Genomic DNA, 22,325 nt, shown 5'->3' with positions numbered 1-22,325 from the left:
TATCGGGGTCACGGCCGCGTCGGAGGGGAGTGGGAGCCCGGGGGCTACGGGTCCACCGGCTCGGGGGCGTTCGCGTGGGCGGCCGCGCGGGTGCGGGTGCGTTCGTGGTCGGGGTTGAGGAACCAGTGCCGGGCCGAGACCAGCCACCAGGTGGCGGCGAAGCCCAGCACGACCAGGACGGCGATCGGCGCGTAGTTGAAGGTCTCCCAGGTGACCGGGGAGACCTGGGGCAGCATGAACAGCACCGTGATGACGCCGACCCACGTCACCGCGATCACACCCACCGGCTGCGACCAGCGGCCCAGGTGCCAGGGCCCGCGTTCGAAGGCGGCGCCCCTGCGGACGCGGAGCAGCGTCGGGATGACGTACGCGATGTAGAGGCCGATGACCGCGATCGACGTCACCGCGGCGTACGCCGTGACGTTGATCAGGTAGGGCAGGCCCAGGACCAGGGCGGCCAGCGCGGCCAGCCAGACCGCCGCGACCGGGGTGCGGGTGCGCGGGTTCACCGAGTGCCAGATGTGGGAGTACGGCAGCGCGCCGTCCCGGGAGAAGGCGTAGATCATGCGGCTGTTGGCCGTCACCGACGCCATGCCGCAGAAGAGCTGGGCGCCGATCACGACGAGGAGGAGGAGTTTGCCCGCCGTCGCGCCCAGCGCGTCCAGGAGGATCTGCGCGGGCGGGGCGCCGGTCGGGGACGTCAGGGCGCCGTCGTAGGACTGGATCGCGAAGGTGAAGCCGAGGAGGAGGACGAAGCCCGCGATCCAGGAGGTCCAGATGGAGCGGACGATGCCCTTCGGGCCCGCCGTGGACGCGTCGTGCGTCTCCTCGGTCATGTGGGCGGAGGCGTCGTAGCCGGTGAAGGTGTACTGGGCCATCAGAAGACCGATGAGGACGACGTACGCCCCGCTGCTCCAGCCCGTGTTGTTCACGAACTCGCCGAAGACGAAGGACGCCGACTGGTGGTGGTCGGGCGCGAAGGTCAGCGCGCCGACGATGACCGCGACGCCCAGGACGTGCCACCACACGCTCACGCTGTTCAGCAGGCCGACGATGCGGACGCCGAAGGTGTTCAGCAGGCCGTGCAGGATCAGGATCGCGGCGAAGAGCAGGATCGTGCGGCCCGGCGTCACCTCGAAGTCGAACTGGAGGTTCAGGTAGGCGCCCAGGAAGGACGCGGCGCCGAAGTCGATGCCGGCGGTGACCGCGACCTGGCCCAGCACGTTGAACCAGCCGGTGAACCAGGCCCAGGCCGCCGCCGTGCGCGGGGGTGCCAGGCGGTGCGCCCAGAAGTACAGGCCCGCCGAGGTCGGGTACGCCGAGCAGATCTCGGCCATAGCCAGGCCGACGAAGAGCGTCATCAGGCCGACGGCCACCCAGCCCCACGTGATGACGGCGGGGCCGCCCGTGTTCATGCCGAAGAGGTAGAGGGTCAGGCAGCCCGACAGGACCGAGATGATCGTGAAGGAGACCGCGTAGTTGGAGAACGCCGACATGCGGCGGGCCAGAACCTGGGTGTAGCCGAGCTGGGCCAGCCGTTCCTCGTCCGACAGCCCACTCGCCTTGGCGTCATCTGTCATGCCCCCAGCAATTCCCTCGCGATGGGCGTGACATGCGTCACATGGTGGCCGAAACCGGACCGCAACGCGACGCGCCGTGGCCTCCACCCGTCAGGGCGGAGGCCACGGCGCGTCTCAGGTGTTCAGGCGTCAGCCGTTGCGCTTCCAGCGCGGCTTGTCGTCACGGCGGCCGAAGGACGGACCACGGTCACCGCGGTGGTCGTCACGGCGACCGTACGGGCGGTCGTGACCACCGGAACGGAAGCCGGGGCGGTCGCCCTGGCGGTCGCGGTTGAACGGACGGTCGCTGCCACGGTGGCCACCGCGCTCGCCCCGGTCGTCCCGGCGCTCGAAGGAACGGCCGCCACGGTCGTCCCGACGGTCGTCCCGACGGAAACCACCACGGTCGTCACGACGCTCGAACGAGCGGCCACCACGGTCACCCCGGTCGTCCCGACGCTCGAAGGAACGGCCGCCACGGTCGTCCCGACGGTCATCACGACGGAAACCACCACGGTCGTCACGACGCTCGAACGAACGCCCACCACGGTCACCCCGGTCGTCCCGACGCTCGAAGGAACGGCCGCCACGGTCGTCCCGACGGTCATCACGACGGAAACCACCACGGTCGTCACGACGCTCGAACGAACGCCCACCACGGTCGTCCCGACGGTCGTCACGACGCTCGAAGGGGCGCCCACCGCGGTCACCGCGGTCACCGCGGTCGTCACGACGGTAGTCGCGGCGCTCGTACGAGCGCTCGCGGTCGTTGCCGCCGCGCTCCGCCTTCTCCACGTCCCGGGCGCCGGACTGCTCCGGCAGCGAGACCTCCGGCTCGGCCACGGTCGCGGCCACCTCGGCCAGGACCGTCTCCGGGTCCTCGCCACGCTCCCGCGCGGACCTGGCGACCAGGCGGTCGGCCTCCTCGCGCAGCTCGGTGGCGCGGCGCTGGGCCCGCTCCAGCTCCTTGGTGAGCTGGGTGACCTCGCGCTCGGCCTGCTGCGCCGCGTTGCCCGCGGACTCGGCCTGGACCTCGGTCATCGACCGGGCGCCGGTGATCTCGGCGACCTCGGGGTCGAAGGCGGCGCCGCCCTGGATGATGTGACGCGTGGCGTCGACGCCCGCGTCCTCCATCAGCCGGAAGATCTGGCGACGCTGGTGCGGCAGGGAGAGGGAGACGACGGTGCCGGTGCGGCCGGCGCGCGCCGTACGGCCCGCGCGGTGCAGGTAGTCCTTGTGGTCGCCGGCCGGGTCCACGTTCAGGACCAGGTCGATGCCGTCGACGTGGATGCCGCGGGCGGCGACGTCGGTGGCGACCAGGACGTTGACGTAGCCGTCCTTGAAGTCGGCCAGCGTGCGGGTGCGGGCGCCCTGGGTCATGCCGCCGTGCAACGCGTCCGCCTTGGCACCGGCGTCGCGCAGCTGCTCGGCGACGCGGTCGGCGCCCAGCTGGGTGCGGACGAAGATGATGGTGCGGCCCTTGCGGGAGGCGATGGCCGCGGTGACCGGCGCCTTGTCCTTGGGCTTCACGACCAGGATGTGGTGCGACATGGTCGTCACCGCACCCTGGGCGGCGTCGACCTCGTGGAGCGCCGGGTCCTTCAGGTACCGGTCGACCAGGGTCTTGATCTCGTTCTCCATGGTGGCGGAGAACAGCATCCGCTGGCCGCCGGCCGGGACCTGGTCGAGCAGCTCGGTGACCTCGGGCAGGAAGCCCAGGTCGGACATCTGGTCGGCCTCGTCGAGGACCGCGATCTGCACGTTCTCCAGGGAGCAGGCGCCGCGGTTGATGATGTCGCGCAGCCGGCCCGGGGTGGCGACCAGGACGTCGACGCCGCGCTCGAGGGCGTAGATCTGGTTGCCCATCGAGGTACCGCCGCAGACGACCTTCATCTTCAGGCCGAGGACGTCGCCGTACGGCTGGAGCGCGTCGGCGACCTGCATGGCCAGCTCGCGGGTCGGGGTGAGGATGACGGCGCGGGGCTTGTGCTTCTCGGTGCGGCCGCCGGCCAGCGTGGCCAGGGTCGGCAGACCGAAGGAGAGGGTCTTGCCGGAGCCGGTGCGGCCCCGGCCAAGGATGTCCTTGCCCGCCAGCGCGTCCGGGATGGTCGCGGCCTGGATGGGGAAGGGGGTGGTCACGCCGTTCTGCGCGAGCTTGCGCACGACACCCTCGGGCAGACCGAGGTCGGCGAACGTCGGCTCGGGAGCGGTCTCGGGAGCCTCGACGGCCTCCGGGGACTCGGTGGTCGCGGAGGCGTCTACGGCCTCGACGGCCTCCGGCGCGCCCTCAACGCCTTCGGCGTTTCCGGGCACGACGACGTGGTCAGTACTGGTCATGGACATGCGAATGCGAAACCTTCCGGAGTCTCTCGTCGGCACGCGCCCGTCAACTCCGTGAATCGCGATTCGCAATACGACCGCCTCGATGCGGTCCACCACGGCAAGGGGAGAGTACGCGCCACACGGCGCGCTCTGCGGTGGCGCCGGGCAAATGGGATCAAACGATCTACCACCATACGCACCCCCCACCCCTGAAGGCAAACCGGCAGCACATGCCCAGCTCAGCGGCCCGTCGTCGGTCCGGCTCGGCGAGCGGTCCGTCCTACGCCGGCATCCCGGCAGCCGGTGCCGGCTCCCGCTGCTCCAGCTGGGTGCCGGGCGGTTCGTGCGCCGACGAGGACGGCTCGGCCACCGTCGGGTCCGGCGTCGGGGAGGCGGGCGGCTCGTCGGTCGGCGTCGGCTCCGGCTCCGCCGTCCGGGTGGGCTCCGCGGGCGGCGTCCGGGTGGGCTCGGGCCCGTCGTTCCCGCCGTTCGGCGGCGGGGCACCCGTCGGGTGCGCGGCGGGGGGAGCCGGGGCGGACGCGCCCTTTCCCTTGCCGCCCTCCCCGCTCTTCCCCTTGCCGTCGCCCCCGGCCCCGTCCCCGCCCGCGGCCTTCCTCCCCTTGCCGTGCCCCTCGTCGGCCGCCGCCGCGTCGTACCCGGCGTTCCCCCCGGAGACCGCGGGGCCGCCCTCCGGTACCTCGCCGCCCCGCTCCCCGGCGGAGTGGGACGGCCGGGCGCCCCCGCCGGACTCGTCGTCGCCGACGCTCATGCAGCCGGCGGCGGCGACCACGGCCAGGGCGGTGGCGGCCATACGGACAGGTACGTACAAGGGGCGCACGGGCGGCCACCTCCGGGGGTCAAGGAGTCGACGTGCCCAACTCCCGTCACCCACAAGAGGACACGCGCCCGGCGAGGCGGACTTGACCCGAGCGCGTCACCCGTACCCGTGGCCCCCCGTCCGCACCCGCGCGCGGGTCACCCGTACCCGAGGGAGTGCAGCCGGGCGTCGTCGATCCCGAAGTGGTGGGCGATCTCGTGAACGACCGTCACCTCGGTCTCGGCGACCACGTCTTCACGCGTCGCGCAGAACCGCAGCGTCGGCCCCCGGTAGATGGTGATCCGGTCCGGCAGCACGCCCGCGTACCACTCCCCGCGCTCCGTCAGCGGCGTCCCCTCGTACAGCCCGAGCAGCTCGGGATCGTCCGCCGGCGGTTCGTCCTCGACGAACACCGCGACATTGTCCATCAGCCGCGTCAGCTCCGGCGGGATCCGGTCCAGGGCCTCGGCGACCAGTTCCTCGAACTCCTCGCGCGTCATCTCCAGCACAGGCCCATTGTCGGGTACGACCGTGGAGTACGACCCGCATATCCGTCCCGGGCCACGGGCATACGGGACCAATGGCCCGCGTCCCCGCCGCAGCCCCGCACGCCCTGGCCGAGGTGATGAACCCCATCCGCAACGTCCCGCGCACCCTCACCCGCCGCTACCGCGACCGGCGCGCACGCCCCGGCCGGCCCACGTCCGCCACCCCCGAACTCGCCGCCCGCTCACACCCCTGGACCCGGGCCGCCGGTCTGGTCGCCGTCGTCCTGCTCGGTGCCTGGCTGGGGCTGCTGGTCGTCGGCGACGTCCGGGCCCCGGTCGGCCCCATGAACACGACGATGACCCTGCGCCCGTCGCTGGCCGGCGGCACGAAGATCAACGTCTCGCCGCTGGGCGCCCTCCAGCTCGACAGCCACGTCGCCCCGGTCCGCCTCGACGTCAACGTCGACCAGCTCGACCCCGCCCGCGCCCAGGCCCTCGTCGACCACCCCGAACGCCTCTCCGGGCTCCAGGACGAGGTCGCCCAGGACGTCGAGCACGGGACCCTCGACCTCGCCGTCCGCTCCTGCGTGGCCGTCGTCACCGGCGCCACGGCCCTCGGCCTCCTCGTCTACCGCCGCCCCCGGCGCGCCCTCGCCGCCGGCGGCCTCGCCCTCACCCTCCTGGTCGCCTCCGGCGGCACCGCGTACGCGACCTGGAACCCCGACTCGGTCCTGGAGCCGAAGTTCTCCGGCCTGCTCTCCTCCGCGCCCTCCCTGGTCGGCAACGCGCGCAGCATCGTGACCGAGTTCGACGTCTACCAGAAGGAACTGGCACGCCTGGTCACCAACGTGACCAAGCTCTACGACGTCACCTCGACGCTCCCCGCCTACCAGCCCGACCCGACCACGATCCGCGTACTGCACGTGTCGGACATCCACCTGAACCCGGCGAGCTGGAAGATCATCGGCTCGCTGGTGGAGCAGTACAAGGTGAACGTGATCGTCGACTCGGGCGACACGATGGACCACGGCACGGCCGCGGAGAACGGCTTCCTCGACCCCATCGAGGACCTCGGCGCGCCCTACGTCTGGGTCCGCGGCAACCACGACTCGCGCGGCACCCAGGAGTACCTGAAGCACCTGAAGAACGTGCACGTCCTGGACGACGGCCACGCCCGGACCGTCGCGGGTCTGCGCTTCGCCGGCATGGGCGACCCGCAGTACACCCCCGACCGCTCCAAGGCGGACGGCGCCGAGGCCTCCCAGGAACTGGCCGGCGCCCGCCTCGCCTCCGCCCTGCGCGACCAGAGCGCGGCCGGCACCCCCGTGGACATCGCCATCGCCCACGAACCGTCGGCCGCCCGCGAGGTCGACGGCGATGTTCCCCTCGTCCTCGCGGGGCACCTCCACCACGAGGACATGGAGGTCATGAAGTACGGCACCCGGCTGCGCGTCGAAGGCTCCACCGGCGGCAGCGGCCTGCGCGCGGTCGAGGGCAAGTACCCCGACCCCATCCAGGCGTCCATCCTCTACTTCGACCGGGACTCCCGGCGCCTCCAGGCCTGGGACGAGATCGAGCTGGGCGGCCTGGGCCTGACGACGGCCGAGGTCAGCCGCCACCTGCCGAAGGAGAACCAGCCGGGCGCGACTCCGTCACCCTCCCCCACGGGCCCGTCACCCTCCCCCACCGGCCCGTCCCCTCCGCCCCCAGCTCCTCCCCCTCTGCCGGCGTCCGCTCTCCCGCCACCCCGGGCAGCCCCGCCCCCGGCACCCCGTAAACCGTTTTGGCGATACCTCCCGCCATCCCATATGCTTCTCACGTCCCCGACGCGCTGCGAAGCGCCCAGGCGGGCCGATAGCCCTCATCGTCTAGCGGCCTAGGACGCCGCCCTTTCAAGGCGGTAGCACGGGTTCGAATCCCGTTGGGGGCACGCAGTACATGTGCGACACTGTCGTACGAAGCTTGGTCCTGTGGAGCAGTTTGGAGTGCTCGCCACCCTGTCAAGGTGGAGGCCGCGGGTTCAAATCCCGTCAGGACCGCTGAGGTTTCACGTGAAACCTCGCGGCTGGGTAGCTCAGTTGGTACGAGCGATCGCCTGAAAAGCGATAGGTCGCCGGTTCGACCCCGGCCCCAGCCACAGCAAAGGCCCCGATCTTCGGATCGGGGCCTTGTTGTAGTTGCCTGCGTTGCCTGTGCGGACGCCGCGGCAAAAGCGTTCGCCAGGTTTTTCCCGAGGATGAGATCCTGGAACCCGTATGTCTACGCATCCTGCCCCCGCCCTCGGCACCCTCGCCCCCCGGCTGACCGAGCTGTCGCTGCGCGACGCGCACCGGCTCGGCCGCAGGCTGGAGGGTGCGCGGAAGATCCGCAAACCGGAGGCTCGCGCCGCCGTCCTCGCCGAGATCGAGACGGAGGTGGCCAAGGCCGAGCAGCGCATCGGTGAACGCCGGACACGCGTACCGGCCGTCGGCTACCCCGAGCAGCTCCCGGTCAGCCAGAAGAAGGACGAGATCGCGGCGGCCATCCGTGATCACCAGGTGGTGATCGTCGCCGGTGAGACCGGGTCCGGCAAGACCACGCAGATCCCGAAGATCTGCGTCGAGCTGGGCCGTGGTGTCCGCGGCATGATCGGGCACACCCAGCCCCGCCGGATCGCCGCGCGCACCGTCGCGGAGCGGGTCGCGGACGAACTGGACACCCCGCTCGGGGAGACCGTCGGCTGGAAGGTGCGCTTCACCGACCAGGTGAACCCGGAGTCCACCTTCATCAAGCTGATGACGGACGGCATCCTGCTCGCCGAGATCCAGACCGACCGCGAACTGCGCGCCTACGACACGATCATCATCGACGAGGCCCACGAGCGGTCCCTCAACATCGACTTCCTGATGGGCTACCTCGCCCAGCTGCTGCCCAAGCGGCCGGACCTGAAGGTCGTCATCACCTCGGCGACCATCGACCCGGAGCGCTTCTCGCGCCACTTCGGCGACGCACCGATCGTCGAGGTCAGCGGGCGGACGTATCCCGTGGAGGTGCGCTACCGGCCGCTTCTCGAGGAGGACGGCGACGACGCCGACCGGGACCAGATCACGGCGATCACCGACGCGGTCGAGGAGCTGATGGGCGAGGGCAAGGGCGACATCCTCGTCTTCCTCTCCGGCGAGCGGGAGATCCGGGACACGGCGGACGCGCTGGAGAAGAAGAGATACAAGTTCACCGAAGTGCTGCCGCTGTACGCGCGGCTCTCGCACGCCGAGCAGCACCGTGTCTTCCAGCAGCACACCGGGCGCCGGATCGTCCTCGCGACCAACGTCGCCGAGACCTCCCTCACCGTGCCGGGCATCAAGTACGTCATCGACCCCGGCTTCGCCCGCATCTCCCGCTACAGCCACCGCACCAAGGTCCAGCGGCTGCCCATCGAGCCGGTCTCGCAGGCCAGCGCCAACCAGCGCAAGGGCCGCTGCGGCCGTACGTCCGACGGCATCTGCATCCGGCTGTACTCCGAGGACGACTTCACCGCGCGCCCGGAGTTCACGGACGCGGAGATCCTCCGCACCAACCTCGCCTCCGTCATCCTCCAGATGACCGCCGCCGGCCTCGGTGACATCGAGAAGTTCCCGTTCATCGACCCCCCGGACCACCGCAACATCCGCGACGGCGTGCAGCTGCTCCAGGAGCTGGGCGCGCTCGACCCGGCGCAGAAGGACGTACGCAAGCGGCTCACCGACACCGGCCGCAAGCTCGCCCAGCTGCCCGTCGACCCGCGGCTGGCCCGGATGGTGCTGGAGGCGGACAAGAACGGCTGTGTCCGCGAGGTCATGGTCATAGCCGCCGCGCTGTCCATCCAGGACCCGCGGGAGCGCCCCGCGGAGAAGCAGGCCCAGGCGGACCAGCAGCACGCCCGGTTCAAGGACGAGACCAGCGACTTCCTCGCCTTCCTGAACCTGTGGCGGTACGTGCGCGAGCAGCAGAAGGAGCGCGGCTCGTCGTCCTTCCGCCGGATGTGCAAGCAGGAGTACCTGAACTTCCTGCGCATCCGCGAGTGGCAGGACATCTACACGCAGCTGCGCACGGTCGCCAGACAGATGGGCATCCACCTCAACGACGAGGAGCACGCCGCACCCGACGACCGCGTACACGTGTCGCTGCTGGCCGGGCTGCTCTCCCATGTCGGCATGAAGGACGTCAAGGAGGGCGCGAAGAACGAGTACGTGGGCGCCCGGAACGCCAAGTTCGCGATCTTCCCCGGCTCGGCCCTGTTCAAGAAGCCGCCGCGGTTCGTGATGTCGGCGGAGCTGGTGGAGACCTCCCGGCTCTGGGCCCGCGTCAACGCGAAGATCGAGCCGGAGTGGGTGGAGCCGCTCGCCGGGCACCTCCTCAAGCGCACCTACAGCGAACCGCACTGGGAGAAGGACCAGGCGGCGGTGATGGCGTACGAGAAGGTCACGCTGTACGGCGTACCGATCGTGGCGCAGCGCAAGGTGAACTACGGGCGGATCGATCCGGAGATCAGCCGCGAGCTGTTCATCCGCAACGCCCTGGTGGAGGGCGACTGGCGCACGCACCACAAGTTCTTCGCGGACAACCGCAAGCTGCTGACCGAGGTCGAGGAGCTGGAGCACCGGGCCCGGCGCCGGGACATCCTGGTCGACGACGAGACGCTGTACGACTTCTACGACCAGCGGGTGCCGGAACACGTCGTCTCGGGTGCGCACTTCGACTCGTGGTGGAAGCACAAGCGGCACGAGCAGCCCGACTTCCTCGACTTCGAGCGCGAGATGCTCATCAACGAGCGGGCGGGGGCGGTCACCAAGGACGACTACCCGGACTCCTGGCGGCAGGGGCCGCTGAAGTTCCGGGTGACGTACCAGTTCGAGCCGGGTGCGGACGCCGACGGCGTGACCGTGCACGTGCCGCTCCAGGTGCTCAACCAGGTCACGGACGAGGGCTTCGACTGGCAGATCCCCGGTCTGCGCGAGCAGGTCGTCACGGAGCTGATCCGCTCCCTGCCCAAGCCGGTCCGCCGCAACTACGTGCCCGCGCCGAACTACGCCCAGGCGTTCCTGGACCGTGCCGTGCCGCTCCAGGAGCCGCTGACGGTGACCATGGCGCGGGAGTTGAAGCGCATGGTGGGGGTGCCGTTCGACGCGGAGGACTTCGACTGGGCGAAGGTCCCCGACCACCTGAAGATCACGTTCCGGATCGTCGACGAGCGGCGGCGCAAGCTGGCCGAGGACAAGGACCTGGAGGCGCTGAAGCTCCGGCTGCGCCCGAAGGCGCGCAAGGCGCTCTCGCAGGCCGCCGCGGCCACCGCGGAGCGCAGCGGCGGCGAGTCCCTGGAGCGCTCCGGGCTGACGGACTGGACGATCGGCACGCTGACCCGGGTCTTCGAGACCCGCCGGGCGGGTCAGCCGGTGAAGGCGTATCCGGCGCTGGTGGACGACGGGCCGAAGGCGGACACCGTCTCCGTCCGCCTCTTCGACACCGAGGCCGAGCAGGCACAGTCGATGTGGAGGGGCACGCGGCGGCTGATCCTGCGCAACATCCCGGTCAATCCCGGGAAGTTCGCGTCCGAAAAGCTGACCAACCAGCAGAAGCTGGGCCTGTCCGCGAATCCGCACGGCTCGATCCAGGCGCTGTTCGACGACTGCGCCATGGCGGCGGCGGACAAGCTGATCGCGGACTTCGGCGGCCCGGCGTGGGACGAGGAGTCGTACCGCAAGCTCTACGACAAGGTCCGCGCGGAGATCGTCGACACGACGGTCCGTACGGTGGGCCAGGTACAGCAGGTGCTGGCGGCCTGGCAGGCCTGTGAGCGCCGCCTGAAGGCCGTGCGCAGTCCGGCGCTGCTGGCGAACCTCCAGGACGTGCGGGGGCAGCTGGACGCGCTGGTGAAGCCGGGCTTCGTGACGGAGGCGGGGATCGGGCGGCTGCCGGACCTGATGCGCTACCTGGTCGCCGCGGACCGCCGGCTGCAGCAGATGCCGACCGGCGTCCAGCGGGACACGTCCCGCATGGAGAAGGTCCACGAGATGCGGGACGAGTACGCGTGGCTCCTCGAGCAGATGCCGCAGGGGCGGCCGGTGCCGCGGCAGGTCCTGGACGTCCGCTGGATGATCGAGGAGCTGCGGGTCAGCTATTTCGCCCACGCGCTGGGCACGGCGTACCCGGTCTCCGACAAGCGGATCGTGAAGGCCATCGACGCCCTCGCACCCTGACACGGCCGTGACGGACCCGGTACGGAGGGTGAGTTCGACCGGCGGCCCACCCTCCTGTACAGTCTCTTCTCGCAGCGCAACGCACAAGAAGCGCCGCGAAACCTGGTCCTGTGGAGCAGTTTGGAGTGCTCGCCACCCTGTCAAGGTGGAGGCCGCGGGTTCAAATCCCGTCAGGACCGCAACAAAGGCCCCGCGTCGAGGAATCGACGCGGGGCCTTGTCCGTGCCACCGCCCCTCACGGGCCGCCGCGTGCTCGCCGCCCTGCCGAGAGGGATGCCGCGCACGCGGCGCAGCCGCAATCGGGACGCGGCGGCATCCCGTCGGGAGCCACCGGAAGCCCTCAGCGGCCCTGAGCCGCCCTCCCGCGGCCTTGACGGCGTCACTTTCGCTCGGTACTCCAAAGACAGGGCACAACCCCCGTGTGCCCCCTGGAGGTGGCGTATGGCGACATCGGTCAGGCACGAGACGCGGGCCCTGCTCCGCGCGCATCTGTCGGCCGCGTCGTCGTACGGTCACGTGACGCGCCACTGTCCGATCTGTCACCGGCTTCTGCGGCTCGCACTGGACTCGCCGGCGCCACAGTCTCCGACAGGCCGTCAAGAGGGCGTCGAGGACGGGAGCGCGCCCACGGCATGAAACCGCGTCACCCCAACACCCTTGCCCCACAGTCCTCCTGGAGGCCACGCCTCCACTAGCGCACAGGCGTGGGATTCAACAACCGCCGGGACGTGTGACGGGTGTCACCGCATGAGTTTTTGGAACCGTGGCACTTACGACTCCCCTACAACTGATCAATTTAATATGTGCAATTGCACCACCTTCGCGGCGCTCGCACAGCCGATCCGACACCCCTCCCCAGACTCCGACAAGCCCGGACACGGGAGGGGACACGGACCCCGGCACACGCCCGGACACCCGTCCGGGCCCGGGCACAAAAAAATCGCGCTGGACCCGGCGGAGTCCAGCGCGATCAACGACGCACCTCTGTTGGGGCAGGGACGGCGTCGCTTGGAGCTGTGGTTCCAGGCGCCGCGACAGGTAGGGGGACCTGCCGTTCTGCCCGGTTATTCAGTTGTTCAGGCCTCGCTGCGCTGCTGCGGAATGCCCGCGAGCAGAGCGCGGACCTCGGCCTCGCGGTAGCGGCGATGCCCGCCGAGCGTGCGGATCGACGTGAGCTTGCCGGCCTTCGCCCAGCGCGTGACCGTCTTCGGGTCGACGCGGAACATGGTGGCGACCTCAGCCGGGGTCAGCAGCGGCTCGGCATCAGGGGTGCGAGCGGTCATGAGCGGCCTCCTCGGGAGAACCGAACCTTCTCGGTTCATTCCTCTAAATTCTGCACCTTGACCCGCGTTGCCCGAAATGGCGGACGCGAGTCGAGTCGGTTATAGGACGAACGGCTTGTCCTCGGCACTACAACTACACCATCTGTCCAGCCGCGTCGGCCAAACCGATGGAATTGCCCTCCCAGGTGTTCATCAGCGACGGAAGCCGATGGACCATGCCATAGCGGACAGTCACGCCTCTGTGACGATCAGTCACAGGGGCGATCAGGAGTCACCAGACCCCCCAAAGCGTGCAATGCCGAGATTCCACCCACAGTGCATCACGGCAGGACGGAAGGAGCCCTCCCCGGGCTCCTTGTCCTATTTTGGCATGAGGAGGGGGAAGCGGCGCAAGAGTGATGTACGTGCGGTCCGTCACGCTTGACGCAAACGCCCGGATCGGGACCTACGTCCCTTGTCGGCAAGAGATCAGCCCATCCCGCACAAGTGTCGGAGCGGAAGACGAAACCCCACATCGGGCGGTACGTCAAACGTCAGTTCGCCGAGCGCCGGTCCCGGACCGCCCGCCAGCGCTCCACCAGCCGCCCGTACGCCGCCCCCGCGGCAACCCCGTCGCCGTGGCGCAGCGCCTCGATCCCCTCGGCCACGTCGGCCGCGGAGTGGTCCGCCTCCAACTCGCCCGCCGGCAGGGCGTGCACCAGTCCGCCGTAGTCCAGCTCGACCAGCGACCGCGGATGGAACTCCTCCAGCCAGCGCCCCACGTCCACCAGGCCGTCGATGAGCGGCCCCTCGTCCACGGCCTCCCGCAGGGCCCGCAGCCCCCGGGCCACCCGCCGCCGGGCCTGCACCATCGGCGTGCGGTAGCGCAGCACCGGTGCGGCCGCCGACGCGCCGTCGCCCCCGTCGTACTCCCGCTCCGCGTCGGAGACCAGCACGAACCAGTTGATCGGTACCTGCCAGGTGGCCGTGCGGATCCAGGGCCGGGCGTCCGGGTTGCGCTCCAGCCAGCGCTCGTAGTCCTGCGCGCTCTGGCGGCGTACGACGGGTGGGATCAGGGCGTCCAGGACCGGCTCCGGGAAGTCCTCGGCCAGGTCGCCCAAGGCCTGCCAGCCGCGCAGCCGGGTCCGCCAGGGGCAGACGCAGACCACGCCGTCCACCTCGGTCACGAAGGCGTCCGCGCTCTCGTGCACCGGTACCGCCACGGGCGGGGTGGGCAGCAGGTCGGCCAGGGAGCGGCGCAGCTCGTCCTGGTAGGAGGGCCGGTCGGGGCGGCGGGCGTAGCGGGTCCAGTGGGCGCGTTCCTCGTCGGGGAAGGCCGCCAGCGGCTCGTACACGCGCAGGTACGCCGCGTAGGGGACGATCACCGAGGACACCTTGGGCACGCCTGCTCCCTCCCCCGCGCACCGACGCGAAAACCTGCGAGAACCTGCGGAAACCGGAGGCAACGGATCACAAACGCGCGGGAATCTCTGCAAATCGTCGCACGCCCGTACTCCGTGCGGAGGTGATCCTGAGCACTGTGCGGCGGGCCGACACCCCCAGGCTCTAATCTCGTGCCACAGTCCCCGCCACCTTCACGGGGCCTGCCACCCATCGCCGCACCTACACAGGAGTCACCACCGTGACCGACGTAACCGGCGCACCTGCTGATGTACTGCACACCCTGTTCCACTCGGATCAGGGGGGACATGAGCAAGTCGTGCTCTGCCAGGACCGTGCCAGCGGCCTCAAGGCCGTGATCGCCATCCACTCCACCGCCCTCGGCCCCGCGCTCGGCGGTACCCGCTTCTACCCGTACGCGAGCGAGGCGGAGGCCGTCGCCGACGCGCTGAACCTCGCCCGCGGGATGTCGTACAAGAACGCCATGGCCGGTCTGGACCACGGTGGCGGCAAGGCGGTGATCATCGGTGATCCGGAGCAGATCAAGAGCGAGGAACTGCTCCTCGCCTACGGCCGGTTCGTCGCCTCGCTGGGCGGCCGCTACGTCACCGCGTGCGACGTCGGCACCTACGTCGCGGACATGGACGTCGTGGCCCGCGAGTGCCGCTGGACGACCGGGCGCTCCCCGGAGAACGGCGGCGCGGGCGACTCCTCCGTGCTCACCTCCTTCGGCGTCTACCAGGGCATGCGGGCCGCCGCCCAGCACCTGTGGGGCGACCCGACGCTGCGCGACCGCACCGTGGGCATCGCGGGTGTCGGCAAGGTCGGCCACCACCTGGTCGAGCACCTGCTCGCCGAGGGCGCCCACGTCGTCGTCACCGACGTCCGCAAGGACGTGGTGCGCGGCATCACGGAGCGGCACCCGTCGGTGGTCGCCGTCGCCGACACCGACGCGCTGATCCGGGTGGAGAACCTGGACATCTACGCGCCCTGCGCGCTCGGCGGCGCGCTGAACGACGACACCGTGCCGGTGCTGACCGCCAAGGTGGTGTGCGGCGCGGCCAACAACCAGCTCGCCCACCCGGGCGTGGAGAAGGACCTCGCCGACCGCGGAATCCTCTACGCGCCGGACTACGTGGTGAACGCCGGGGGTGTCATCCAGGTCGCCGACGAGCTGCACGGGTTCGACTTCGACCGGTGCAAGGCCAAGGCCTCGAAGATCTACGACACCACGCTGGCCATATTCGCACGTGCGAAGGAGGACGGTATTCCGCCGGCCGCGGCGGCCGACCGGATCGCCGAGCAGCGGATGGCGGAGGCCCGCCCCCGGCCGTGATCCGGCGGTCGCGGCCGGTGGCCCGGCGGGGTCTTCGCGGGGTTTGACCGGTACCCGTCGGGGGGCAGTTGGAGAGAACTCTCACTTATCCCGGCGGGTCGACTGTCGAAAGGTGGTTAAAATCGCCTTTGACCAGCGAGGACAGGGCGCCTCGCGGGTCCTGGGCAGGGCCACGTGCTGCGGGCGACGTACCGTATGGGCGTGGGCTCAGGTACCGTGGAAGCCCTACGGACCGGTCTCTCTGTGGAGAGCCCGTTCCGGACCATGAACGCGTGTCAAGACTCTGGGGCCGTCGAGCCCCGTCGTTGAGGGGGTCGAGCCATGGGGCGCGGCCGGGCCAAGGCCAAGCAGACGAAGGTCGCCCGCCAGCTGAAGTACAACAGCGGTGGGACTGATCTCTCCCGCCTGGCCGAGGAGCTGGGCGCATCGCCGTCGAATTCGCAACCGCCGAATGGCGAGCAATTCGAGGACGATGAGCAGGACGACGACGTGTACGCAAAGTACGCCGACCTCTATGAGGACGACGACGAGGACGAGGACGGCCAGTCCCCGACCCAACAGCGACGCGGCGCTTGACCTTGCACTGAACACCTTCCCGGTCGGTGACCTCTGTCACCGACCGGGTTCTGTGCTACCCGCGGCATCCGGGGCACCTCAGGCGGCGTAGTCGCCGACCAGTGCCGCGCCGCTCCGGTGGTCCGCGCGATCGGTGATCTCGCCGGCCACCCAGGCGTCCACGCCGCGGTCGGCGAGGGCCGTCAGGGCCACGTCCGTCGACTCCTCGGGCACGATCGCGATCATGCCCACGCCCATGTTCAGGGTCTTCTCCAGCTCCAGGCGCTCGACCCTGCCGGTCCGGCCGACGAGGTCGAAGATCGCGCCCGGGGTCCAGGTGGAACGGTCGACCACGGCGTGCAGGCCGTCGGGGATCACGCGGGCCAGGTTGGCCGCGAGCCCGCCGCCGGTGACGTGGCTGAAGGCGTGGACCTCGGCGGTGCGCATGAGGGCCAGGCAGTCCAGGGAGTAGATCTTGGTCGGCTCCAGCAGCTCCTCGCCGAGGGTACGGCCGAGACCGTCCAGGTGGGCGTCGAGCGCCAGGCCGCCCTCGTTCAGCAGGACGTGGCGGACCAGCGAGTACCCGTTCGAGTGAAGCCCGGAGGACGCCATGGCGATCACCGCGTCACCCGTACGGATGCGATCCGGGCCGAGCAGGCGGTCGGCCTCCACGACGCCCGTACCGGCGCCGGCGACGTCGAAGTCGTCCGCGCCCAGCAGGCCGGGGTGCTCGGCCGTCTCGCCGCCCACCAGGGCGCATCCCGCCAGCACACAGCCCTCGGCGATGCCCTTGACGATGGCGGCGACGCGCTCGGGGTGGACCTTGCCGACGCAGATGTAGTCGGTCATGAACAGCGGCTCGGCGCCGCACACCACGATGTCGTCCATGACCATCGCGACCAGGTCGTGGCCGATCGTGTCGTAGACGCCGAGCTGCCGGGCGATGTCGACCTTGGTGCCGACGCCGTCGGTGGCGGAGGCGAGCAGCGGACGCTCGTAGTTCTTGAGGGCGGAGGCGTCGAAGAGACCGGCGAAGCCGCCGAGGCCGCCGAGGACCTCGGGGCGCCGCGTCTTCTTGACCCATTCCTTCATGAGCTCGACGGCGCGGTCGCCCGCCTCGATGTCGACGCCGGCGGCTGCGTAGCTGGCACCAGTTGTGTCAGGCATGACGATGAGAACCTTCGTGTCGTACGGCGGGGGGCCAGGAAGCCGGGGACCGGGAAACGGACGGCTACGGGCGACGGATGGCGTCGGCGGCGGCCGTACCGGCGGGCCCGGCGGCCAGCTCGGTCTCCAGGAGCTGCTTGCCGAGCAGCTCGGGGTCGGGGAGCTCCATCGGGTACTCGCCGTCGAAGCAGGCGCGGCACAGGTTCGGCTTGGCGATGGTGGTCGCCTCGATCATGCCGTCGATGGAGATGTACGCCAGGGAGTCGGCGCCCATCGAGGTGCCGATCTCCTCGACGCTCATGCCGTTGGCGATGAGCTCGGCGCGGGTGGCGAAGTCGATGCCGAAGAAGCAGGGCCACTTCACGGGCGGGGACGAGATCCGGATGTGGATCTCGGCGGCGCCTGCCTCGCGGAGCATGCGGACCAGGGCCCGCTGGGTGTTGCCGCGGACGATGGAGTCGTCGACGACGACCAGCCGCTTGCCCTTGATGACTTCCTTCAAGGGGTTCAGCTTGAGGCGGATGCCCAGCTGGCGGATGGTCTGCGAGGGCTGGATGAAGGTCCGGCCGACGTAGGCGTTCTTCACCAGACCGTTGCCGAAGGGGATGCCGGAGGCCTCGGCGTAGCCGATCGCGGCGGGGGTGCCGGATTCCGGGGTCGCTATGACCAGGTCGGCCTCGGCGGGGGCCTCCTTCGCCAGCTTGCGGCCCATCTCGACGCGCGAGAGGTAGACGTTGCGGCCGGCGATGTCGGTGTCCGGGCGGGCCAGGTACACGTACTCGAAGACACAGCCCTTGGGCTTCGCTTCCGCGAATCGGGACGTTCGCAGGCCGTTCTCGTCGATGGCGACGAACTCGCCCGGCTCGATCTCCCGGACGAAGCTGGCGCCGCAGATGTCGAGGGCGGCGGACTCGGAGGCGACCACCCAGCCGCGCTCGAGGCGGCCGAGGACCAGCGGACGGATGCCCTGCGGGTCGCGGGCGGCATAGAGGGTGTGCTCGTCCATGAAGACGAGGGAGAAGGCGCCGCGCACCTGGGGCAGCACCTGGCCGGCCGCCTCCTCGACGGTCAGCGGCTTGCCGTCCGCGTCGACCTGACCCGCGAGCAGGGCCGTGATCAGGTCCGTGTCGTTGGTCGCCGCGACCCGCGTGGAGCGGCCGTCCTGCTTGGGCAGGTCGGCGACCAGCTCGGCGAGCTGGGCGGTGTTGACGAGGTTGCCGTTGTGCCCGAGCGCGATGGAGCCCTGCGCGGTGGCACGGAACGTCGGCTGGGCGTTCTCCCACACGGAGGCACCGGTGGTCGAGTAGCGGGCGTGACCGACCGCGATGTGACCCTGGAGCGAACCGAGCGAGGTCTCGTCGAAGACCTGGGACACCAGGCCCATGTCCTTGAAGACGAGGATCTGGGAGCCGTTGCTGACCGCGATTCCCGCGGATTCCTGGCCCCGATGCTGGAGGGCGTACAGCCCGAAGTACGTGAGCTTTGCGACCTCTTCGCCCGGAGCCCAGACACCGAAGACGCCGCAAGCGTCCTGGGGGCCCTTCTCGCCGGGAAGCAGATCGTGATTGAGTCGACCGTCACCACGTGGCACGCCTTCGAGTGTAGGCGAGATCGACCACTGGTCCGAATTGGGGATGCGGGCCCACCAGTGGATCACTGGTCGGCGACGGCGCGGACCGTTGCACCGTCTTCGCTGGTCAGCGTGAGGGTTTCATGATCGATCCGATAGTCGACCTTGCTGTCGAAGAAGCCCAGCAGCCGCTTCTCGGCATCCATGAGTGAGCCTTCGCACATCATTCGGGTGGTGGACGGGGCGCCGAGGGTGATAAGCCCGTCGCTGACGGTGGCCCCGGCGTTGACGTGGTTGCAGGGGAGCCGCCCGGAGACGGACTTCGCGTCCTGGTCGAAGGTGAGGTGTGCGCGGCCCTTCCCGTCCTTCCGGCCCGGGGCGTCCACGGCCCACTTCGTGCCGTACAGGGACGCGTCCTCGGACCTGCTGAGCCGGACGGTGTCGCCGTCGGCGGTGGTGAGGGTGAGCCGCCCGCCCTCGCTCTCCGTGGTGAGCGGGCCGGTGGTGAGGACGCGGCCGAGGGACTTCTCGAAGTCGGCGGGTGTCTTGGCGCAGGCCTTCTCGGTGAACATGGCGTCGTCGAGCCGGACGCGTCGGCCGTCGCCCTCGCCCCGGTCTTCGACGGCGGCGCGGGCGCTGAAGCCGTTGCAGCCGGTGCTGCCCGCGGCCTCGCCGCCGTCGTCGATCCGTACGTGTGCCGCGTCCGGCGCCCGGTGGGTGGTGCCGTCGACGGTGACGCTGTCGATGCTCCACCGCACGCCGGTGATGCGCTCGCCGCCCGCGCCGACGGAACCGCTGCCGGTACCGTCGGCCTGCTCGCTGCCGCAGGCCGCGGCGAGCGGGACGAGCGCGACGACGGCGGCCGCGGTCAGGGTCGTGCTGCGCTGCTGCTTCTGCCTGTACATGCCGATTCGACGGAGACGGGGAAGGTCCGGTTCCGTCGTCCTTCCGGTTCCCCGCTTCTCCCCGGCCTCGCTCAGCTCAGCAGCGGCAGCAGGGCCCCGAGGTCGGCCCGCTCCCCGCTCGCGCTCACCTTCGCCCCGTCCAGGGCGTCCTTCCAGGCCAGCCGCCCGCTGGCGAGCCGCATCCAGGTCAGCGGGTCGGTCTCGACGACGTTGGGCGGGGTGCCCCGGGTGTGCCGGGGACCCTCGACGCACTGCACGACGGCGTACGGCGGGATCCGTACCTCCGTCGAGCCGCCGGGCGCCTTCACGGCGAGCGCGTCGGCCAGCAGCCGGGTGGCGGCGGCCAGCGCCTGCCGGTCGTAGGGGATGTCGAGGCCGGGCACCGCGGCGGTGAGGTCGTCGGTGTGCACGACCAGCTCCACGGTGCGGGTGACGACGTAGTCGGCCAGCGGCAGGGCGCCCGCGCTGGTGGGGAGCAGCCGGCTCCCGGGGTGGGTGTCGAGCCGCTCGGTGAAGCGCCGCTCGGCCTCGGCGAGGTGGGCGTCGAGGTCGGGGTGCCCGGCGGCCAGCCGGCGGGCGGTGTCCGCGATGGCGTCCGCGTCGGCGGCGATGGCGAAGGGCCAGTCGAGCAGCCGGCCGTCCTGCCGTGCCGGTTCGGGCTGGTCCAGCAGCCGGTCCACGGCGGTCAGCGCCATCCCGACGTGCGCGACCAGCTCCCGTACGGTCCAGTCCCCGAGCCGGGTCGGCAGGCCGAGCTGCTCGGGGGTGAGGGTGCGGACGGCCGCCCGTACGTGACCGAACTGGGCGAGGACGGCGGTGCGGGTACGGGCGGGGTCGTAGGCGCGGGGGCGTTTTCCGGCGGGCGGCATGGCGGTGAGCCTAGGCGAGCGCGCGAGTGGGTGCCTCACCCCTCGGCCGCGGTCTCCCGGATCAACGGCTCGAACACCCGGCGCACATAGACGTCGAACGGCTCCGTCAGTGCGCCGTCGACCACCCGCCGCACCCCGCACTCGGCCGCCAGCTCCTTGAGGGCGGCCCGGGAGTCCGGTCCCACGCCCCCGCCGATGACCATGACGCCGAACTCCCGCGACTCCAGGAGCTTTCGGGCCTCCTCGTCGGTGGTGACCCCCTCCACGTCGAACCCGTCGGCGCGCAGTGTGTCCAGCACCGCCGTCACCCTGAGCCCGGTCCTGCCCAGCACCAGCGTCCTCATGACCGCTCCCCTCCCGTACGCCTTCGGTACGTCTCCGGTACGTCGACTTCGACGCTGCCGAGCCTAGAAGCTCAACCGCGCTCGAGGTCAACCCCGGCCCGCGGGGCCTCCGCCACGTCGAGGAACGCGCCGTTGCGCGGGACGCCGATGCCGCGCCAGGTGAAGGGGACGCCCCGTGCGGCGTCCGGGTCGGGTCCGTCCATCAGCTGGAAGTGGACGTGCGGCTCGGTGGAGTTGCCGGAGTTGCCGCACCGGGCGAGGACCTGCCCGGCGCGGACCCGGTCGCCCTCGCGAACGGCGAAGGAGCCTCGCTGGACGTGGGCGTAGAGGGCGTGGGTGCCCTCGCCGAGGTCGAGGACGAGGTGGTTGCCGACGATGTGGCGGACCCCCGCCAGCTCCCGCACCGAGCCCTCGACGAGCATCAGGTACAGCAGTGCGGGCAGCGAGGTGCGGCTCAGGTGGTCGCGCCGGCCGTCGTCGGCCCGTACGACCGTGCCGTCGGCCACCGCGAGGAGCGGGGCGCCGAACGCCGGGAAGGCGCGGGGGCGCCGGGCGAGCGGCCACAGGGCGCGGAAGCCGGGGCGGGCGCCGGGCTCCGGTTCGGCGACGAGGTCGATGGCGAAGGTCTGTCCGTAGGCGTGGACGCCGTGGCTCGGGGTGCGGTCGGCCGGGCTGTTCAGCGCGGACCAGCGGCCGGTGACGGGCGGGGCGACCTCGACGGGCTCGCGGGACCTGCCGGGCGCGTCGGGGGTGCCGCCGTTCCACCGGTTGACCACGGCGATCAGGACGTAGGCGAGGACCAGCGGCAGGAAGACGCACCACCAGGGGATTCCGGGGTCGAAGAGGACGCCGACGGCCACCAGGGCCAGGAAGGCGAGCTGCAACACCCGGAAGGTGATCATGGCGAGCTTGCGTACGGACATCGGTCCTTCCCCCTCGCTCGTGACGTTGTTCCTGACGGTCCTGACGGTCCTGACCGTCCCGGTCAGTTCCGCGCAGTCGACAGCACCACCAGCAGCGGTACGACCCGCCCCGGCGGCACCTCGTGGCGGCCCCGGCAGGTGGTGTGCAGCCAGCCGGCGCCGGTGAGCTGGCGCAGGTGGTGGTAGACCTGGCCGGTCGTGCCCATCCCTGCCAGCTCGGCCAGCTCGGCGGCGGTGCGCCGGCCGCCCAGCACCTCGCGCAGCAGCCGCAGCCGCACGGGGTGTCCGAGCGCGGCGAACACCTCGGCGGCCTCGGCCCAGTCGAGGTCCAGCAGGCCGTCGGTGAGCGCGCCGTGCTGCCAGGCGTACCGCTCCCCGGTCGGCAGGCGAACGGACCCGGTGAACAGGACGCCTCCGGCTTCCGCCCCCAGCTCCGTGAGCTGCGCCTCCAGCCCTTCCAGGGCCCACAGGTCGCCCTCCTGCACGCGAGGTGCGGGGCGGTCGGCGGCTTCCAGCACGGCGAGACGCCGTTCGAGGTCGGCCACGCGGTGTTCCAGTTGCTCCACCCCTACGAGATTACGGAAGTACGTAA

18 protein-coding genes and 4 tRNA genes are annotated in these 22,325 nt (G+C 70.9%); 9 read left to right on the top strand and 13 right to left on the bottom strand.

The window, feature by feature from the left end:
• Positions 1-44 precede the first annotated feature (44 nt).
• From C4J65_RS17570 to C4J65_RS17555, 4 genes are all read right to left on the bottom strand, one after another.
• On the bottom strand, positions 45-1,580 hold the full coding sequence (locus tag C4J65_RS17570) for an amino acid permease (protein WP_115743253.1): 1,536 nt from the start codon (positions 1,578-1,580) through the stop codon (positions 45-47).
• A gap of 129 nt (positions 1,581-1,709) precedes the next feature.
• Positions 1,710-3,902 (bottom strand): DEAD/DEAH box helicase, encoded by a 2,193-nt coding sequence (locus C4J65_RS17565; RefSeq protein WP_162833222.1) that lies wholly within the window; start codon positions 3,900-3,902, stop codon positions 1,710-1,712.
• 259 nt (positions 3,903-4,161) lie between these two features.
• A complete protein-coding gene (locus C4J65_RS17560) occupies positions 4,162-4,719 on the bottom strand; it encodes a hypothetical protein (RefSeq protein WP_115743251.1) in 558 nt (185 codons plus the stop codon).
• A 137-nt stretch (positions 4,720-4,856) separates the two neighbouring features.
• Positions 4,857-5,207: a metallopeptidase family protein gene (locus C4J65_RS17555; RefSeq protein WP_011029427.1), complete on the bottom strand. Its 351-nt coding sequence runs from the start codon at positions 5,205-5,207 to the stop codon at positions 4,857-4,859.
• Positions 5,208-5,278: 71 nt separating this feature from the next.
• On the opposite strand from C4J65_RS17555, the gene C4J65_RS17550 reads away from it, so the two are divergent.
• The 7 genes from C4J65_RS17550 (at position 5,279) to C4J65_RS36685 (ending at position 12,037) form a co-directional block, all read left to right on the top strand.
• A complete protein-coding gene (locus C4J65_RS17550) occupies positions 5,279-7,066 on the top strand; it encodes a metallophosphoesterase (RefSeq protein WP_240330448.1) in 1,788 nt (595 codons plus the stop codon).
• A tRNA-Glu gene (locus C4J65_RS17540) sits at positions 7,044-7,116 on the top strand. The genes C4J65_RS17550 and C4J65_RS17540 overlap by 23 nt, the downstream gene beginning before the upstream one ends.
• A gap of 34 nt (positions 7,117-7,150) precedes the next feature.
• Positions 7,151-7,225, top strand: a tRNA-Asp gene (locus C4J65_RS17535).
• Positions 7,226-7,249: 24 nt separating this feature from the next.
• A tRNA-Phe gene (locus C4J65_RS17530) sits at positions 7,250-7,323 on the top strand.
• 118 nt (positions 7,324-7,441) lie between these two features.
• The gene (gene hrpA / locus C4J65_RS17525) at positions 7,442-11,401 is read left to right on the top strand and encodes an ATP-dependent RNA helicase HrpA (protein WP_115743250.1); all 3,960 of its coding nucleotides are present in this window, start codon (positions 7,442-7,444) and stop codon (positions 11,399-11,401) included.
• Between the two features lie 104 nt (positions 11,402-11,505).
• Positions 11,506-11,580 (top strand) — tRNA-Asp (locus C4J65_RS17520).
• 262 nt (positions 11,581-11,842) lie between these two features.
• Positions 11,843-12,037: a DUF6274 family protein gene (locus tag C4J65_RS36685; protein ID WP_102930089.1), complete on the top strand. Its 195-nt coding sequence runs from the start codon at positions 11,843-11,845 to the stop codon at positions 12,035-12,037.
• A 440-nt stretch (positions 12,038-12,477) separates the two neighbouring features.
• On the opposite strand, the gene bldC is transcribed toward C4J65_RS36685, so the two are convergent.
• Together bldC and C4J65_RS17505 are read right to left on the bottom strand one after the other, a co-directional pair.
• Positions 12,478-12,684, bottom strand: coding sequence for a developmental transcriptional regulator BldC (bldC, locus tag C4J65_RS17510; protein ID WP_003949541.1), 207 nt, complete (start codon positions 12,682-12,684; stop codon positions 12,478-12,480).
• A gap of 533 nt (positions 12,685-13,217) precedes the next feature.
• Positions 13,218-14,066 (bottom strand): hypothetical protein, encoded by an 849-nt coding sequence (locus C4J65_RS17505; protein WP_115743249.1) that lies wholly within the window; start codon positions 14,064-14,066, stop codon positions 13,218-13,220.
• A 239-nt stretch (positions 14,067-14,305) separates the two neighbouring features.
• Here C4J65_RS17505 and C4J65_RS17500 point away from each other — a divergent pair, with 239 nt between their 5' ends.
• A complete protein-coding gene (locus C4J65_RS17500) occupies positions 14,306-15,400 on the top strand; it encodes a Glu/Leu/Phe/Val dehydrogenase dimerization domain-containing protein (RefSeq protein ID WP_115743248.1) in 1,095 nt (364 codons plus the stop codon).
• 321 nt (positions 15,401-15,721) lie between these two features.
• Positions 15,722-15,976: a DUF3073 domain-containing protein gene (locus C4J65_RS17495; RefSeq protein ID WP_115743247.1), complete on the top strand. Its 255-nt coding sequence runs from the start codon at positions 15,722-15,724 to the stop codon at positions 15,974-15,976.
• Between the two features lie 78 nt (positions 15,977-16,054).
• Here C4J65_RS17495 and purM read toward each other — a convergent pair whose 3' ends face one another.
• From purM to C4J65_RS17460, 7 genes are all read right to left on the bottom strand, one after another.
• Entirely contained in the window at positions 16,055-17,122 is a 1,068-nt protein-coding gene (purM, locus tag C4J65_RS17490; RefSeq protein ID WP_115743246.1) for a phosphoribosylformylglycinamidine cyclo-ligase, read from the bottom strand.
• A 64-nt stretch (positions 17,123-17,186) separates the two neighbouring features.
• Complete coding sequence (gene purF, locus C4J65_RS17485) at positions 17,187-18,713, bottom strand: amidophosphoribosyltransferase (RefSeq protein ID WP_115743245.1); 1,527 nt, start codon at positions 18,711-18,713, stop codon at positions 17,187-17,189.
• A gap of 62 nt (positions 18,714-18,775) precedes the next feature.
• On the bottom strand, positions 18,776-19,597 hold the full coding sequence (locus C4J65_RS17480) for an META domain-containing protein (RefSeq protein ID WP_115743244.1): 822 nt from the start codon (positions 19,595-19,597) through the stop codon (positions 18,776-18,778).
• 71 nt (positions 19,598-19,668) lie between these two features.
• Positions 19,669-20,466, bottom strand: a complete 798-nt coding sequence (locus C4J65_RS17475; protein WP_115743243.1) for a maleylpyruvate isomerase family mycothiol-dependent enzyme — start codon at positions 20,464-20,466, stop codon at positions 19,669-19,671.
• 35 nt (positions 20,467-20,501) lie between these two features.
• On the bottom strand, positions 20,502-20,810 hold the full coding sequence (locus tag C4J65_RS17470) for a hypothetical protein (protein ID WP_115743242.1): 309 nt from the start codon (positions 20,808-20,810) through the stop codon (positions 20,502-20,504).
• Between the two features lie 71 nt (positions 20,811-20,881).
• Positions 20,882-21,733, bottom strand: a complete 852-nt coding sequence (locus tag C4J65_RS17465; protein WP_115743241.1) for a M23 family metallopeptidase — start codon at positions 21,731-21,733, stop codon at positions 20,882-20,884.
• Positions 21,734-21,795: 62 nt separating this feature from the next.
• Positions 21,796-22,278: a helix-turn-helix domain-containing protein gene (locus tag C4J65_RS17460; protein WP_115743240.1), complete on the bottom strand. Its 483-nt coding sequence runs from the start codon at positions 22,276-22,278 to the stop codon at positions 21,796-21,798.
• Positions 22,279-22,325 lie beyond the last annotated feature (47 nt).

The sequence above is a fragment of the Streptomyces sp. CB09001 genome (genome assembly GCF_003369795.1).
Taxonomy (GTDB): domain Bacteria; phylum Actinomycetota; class Actinomycetes; order Streptomycetales; family Streptomycetaceae; genus Streptomyces.
Note: the sequence above shows the minus strand (reverse complement) of the source record. Positions and strands in the feature narration are given on the sequence as shown.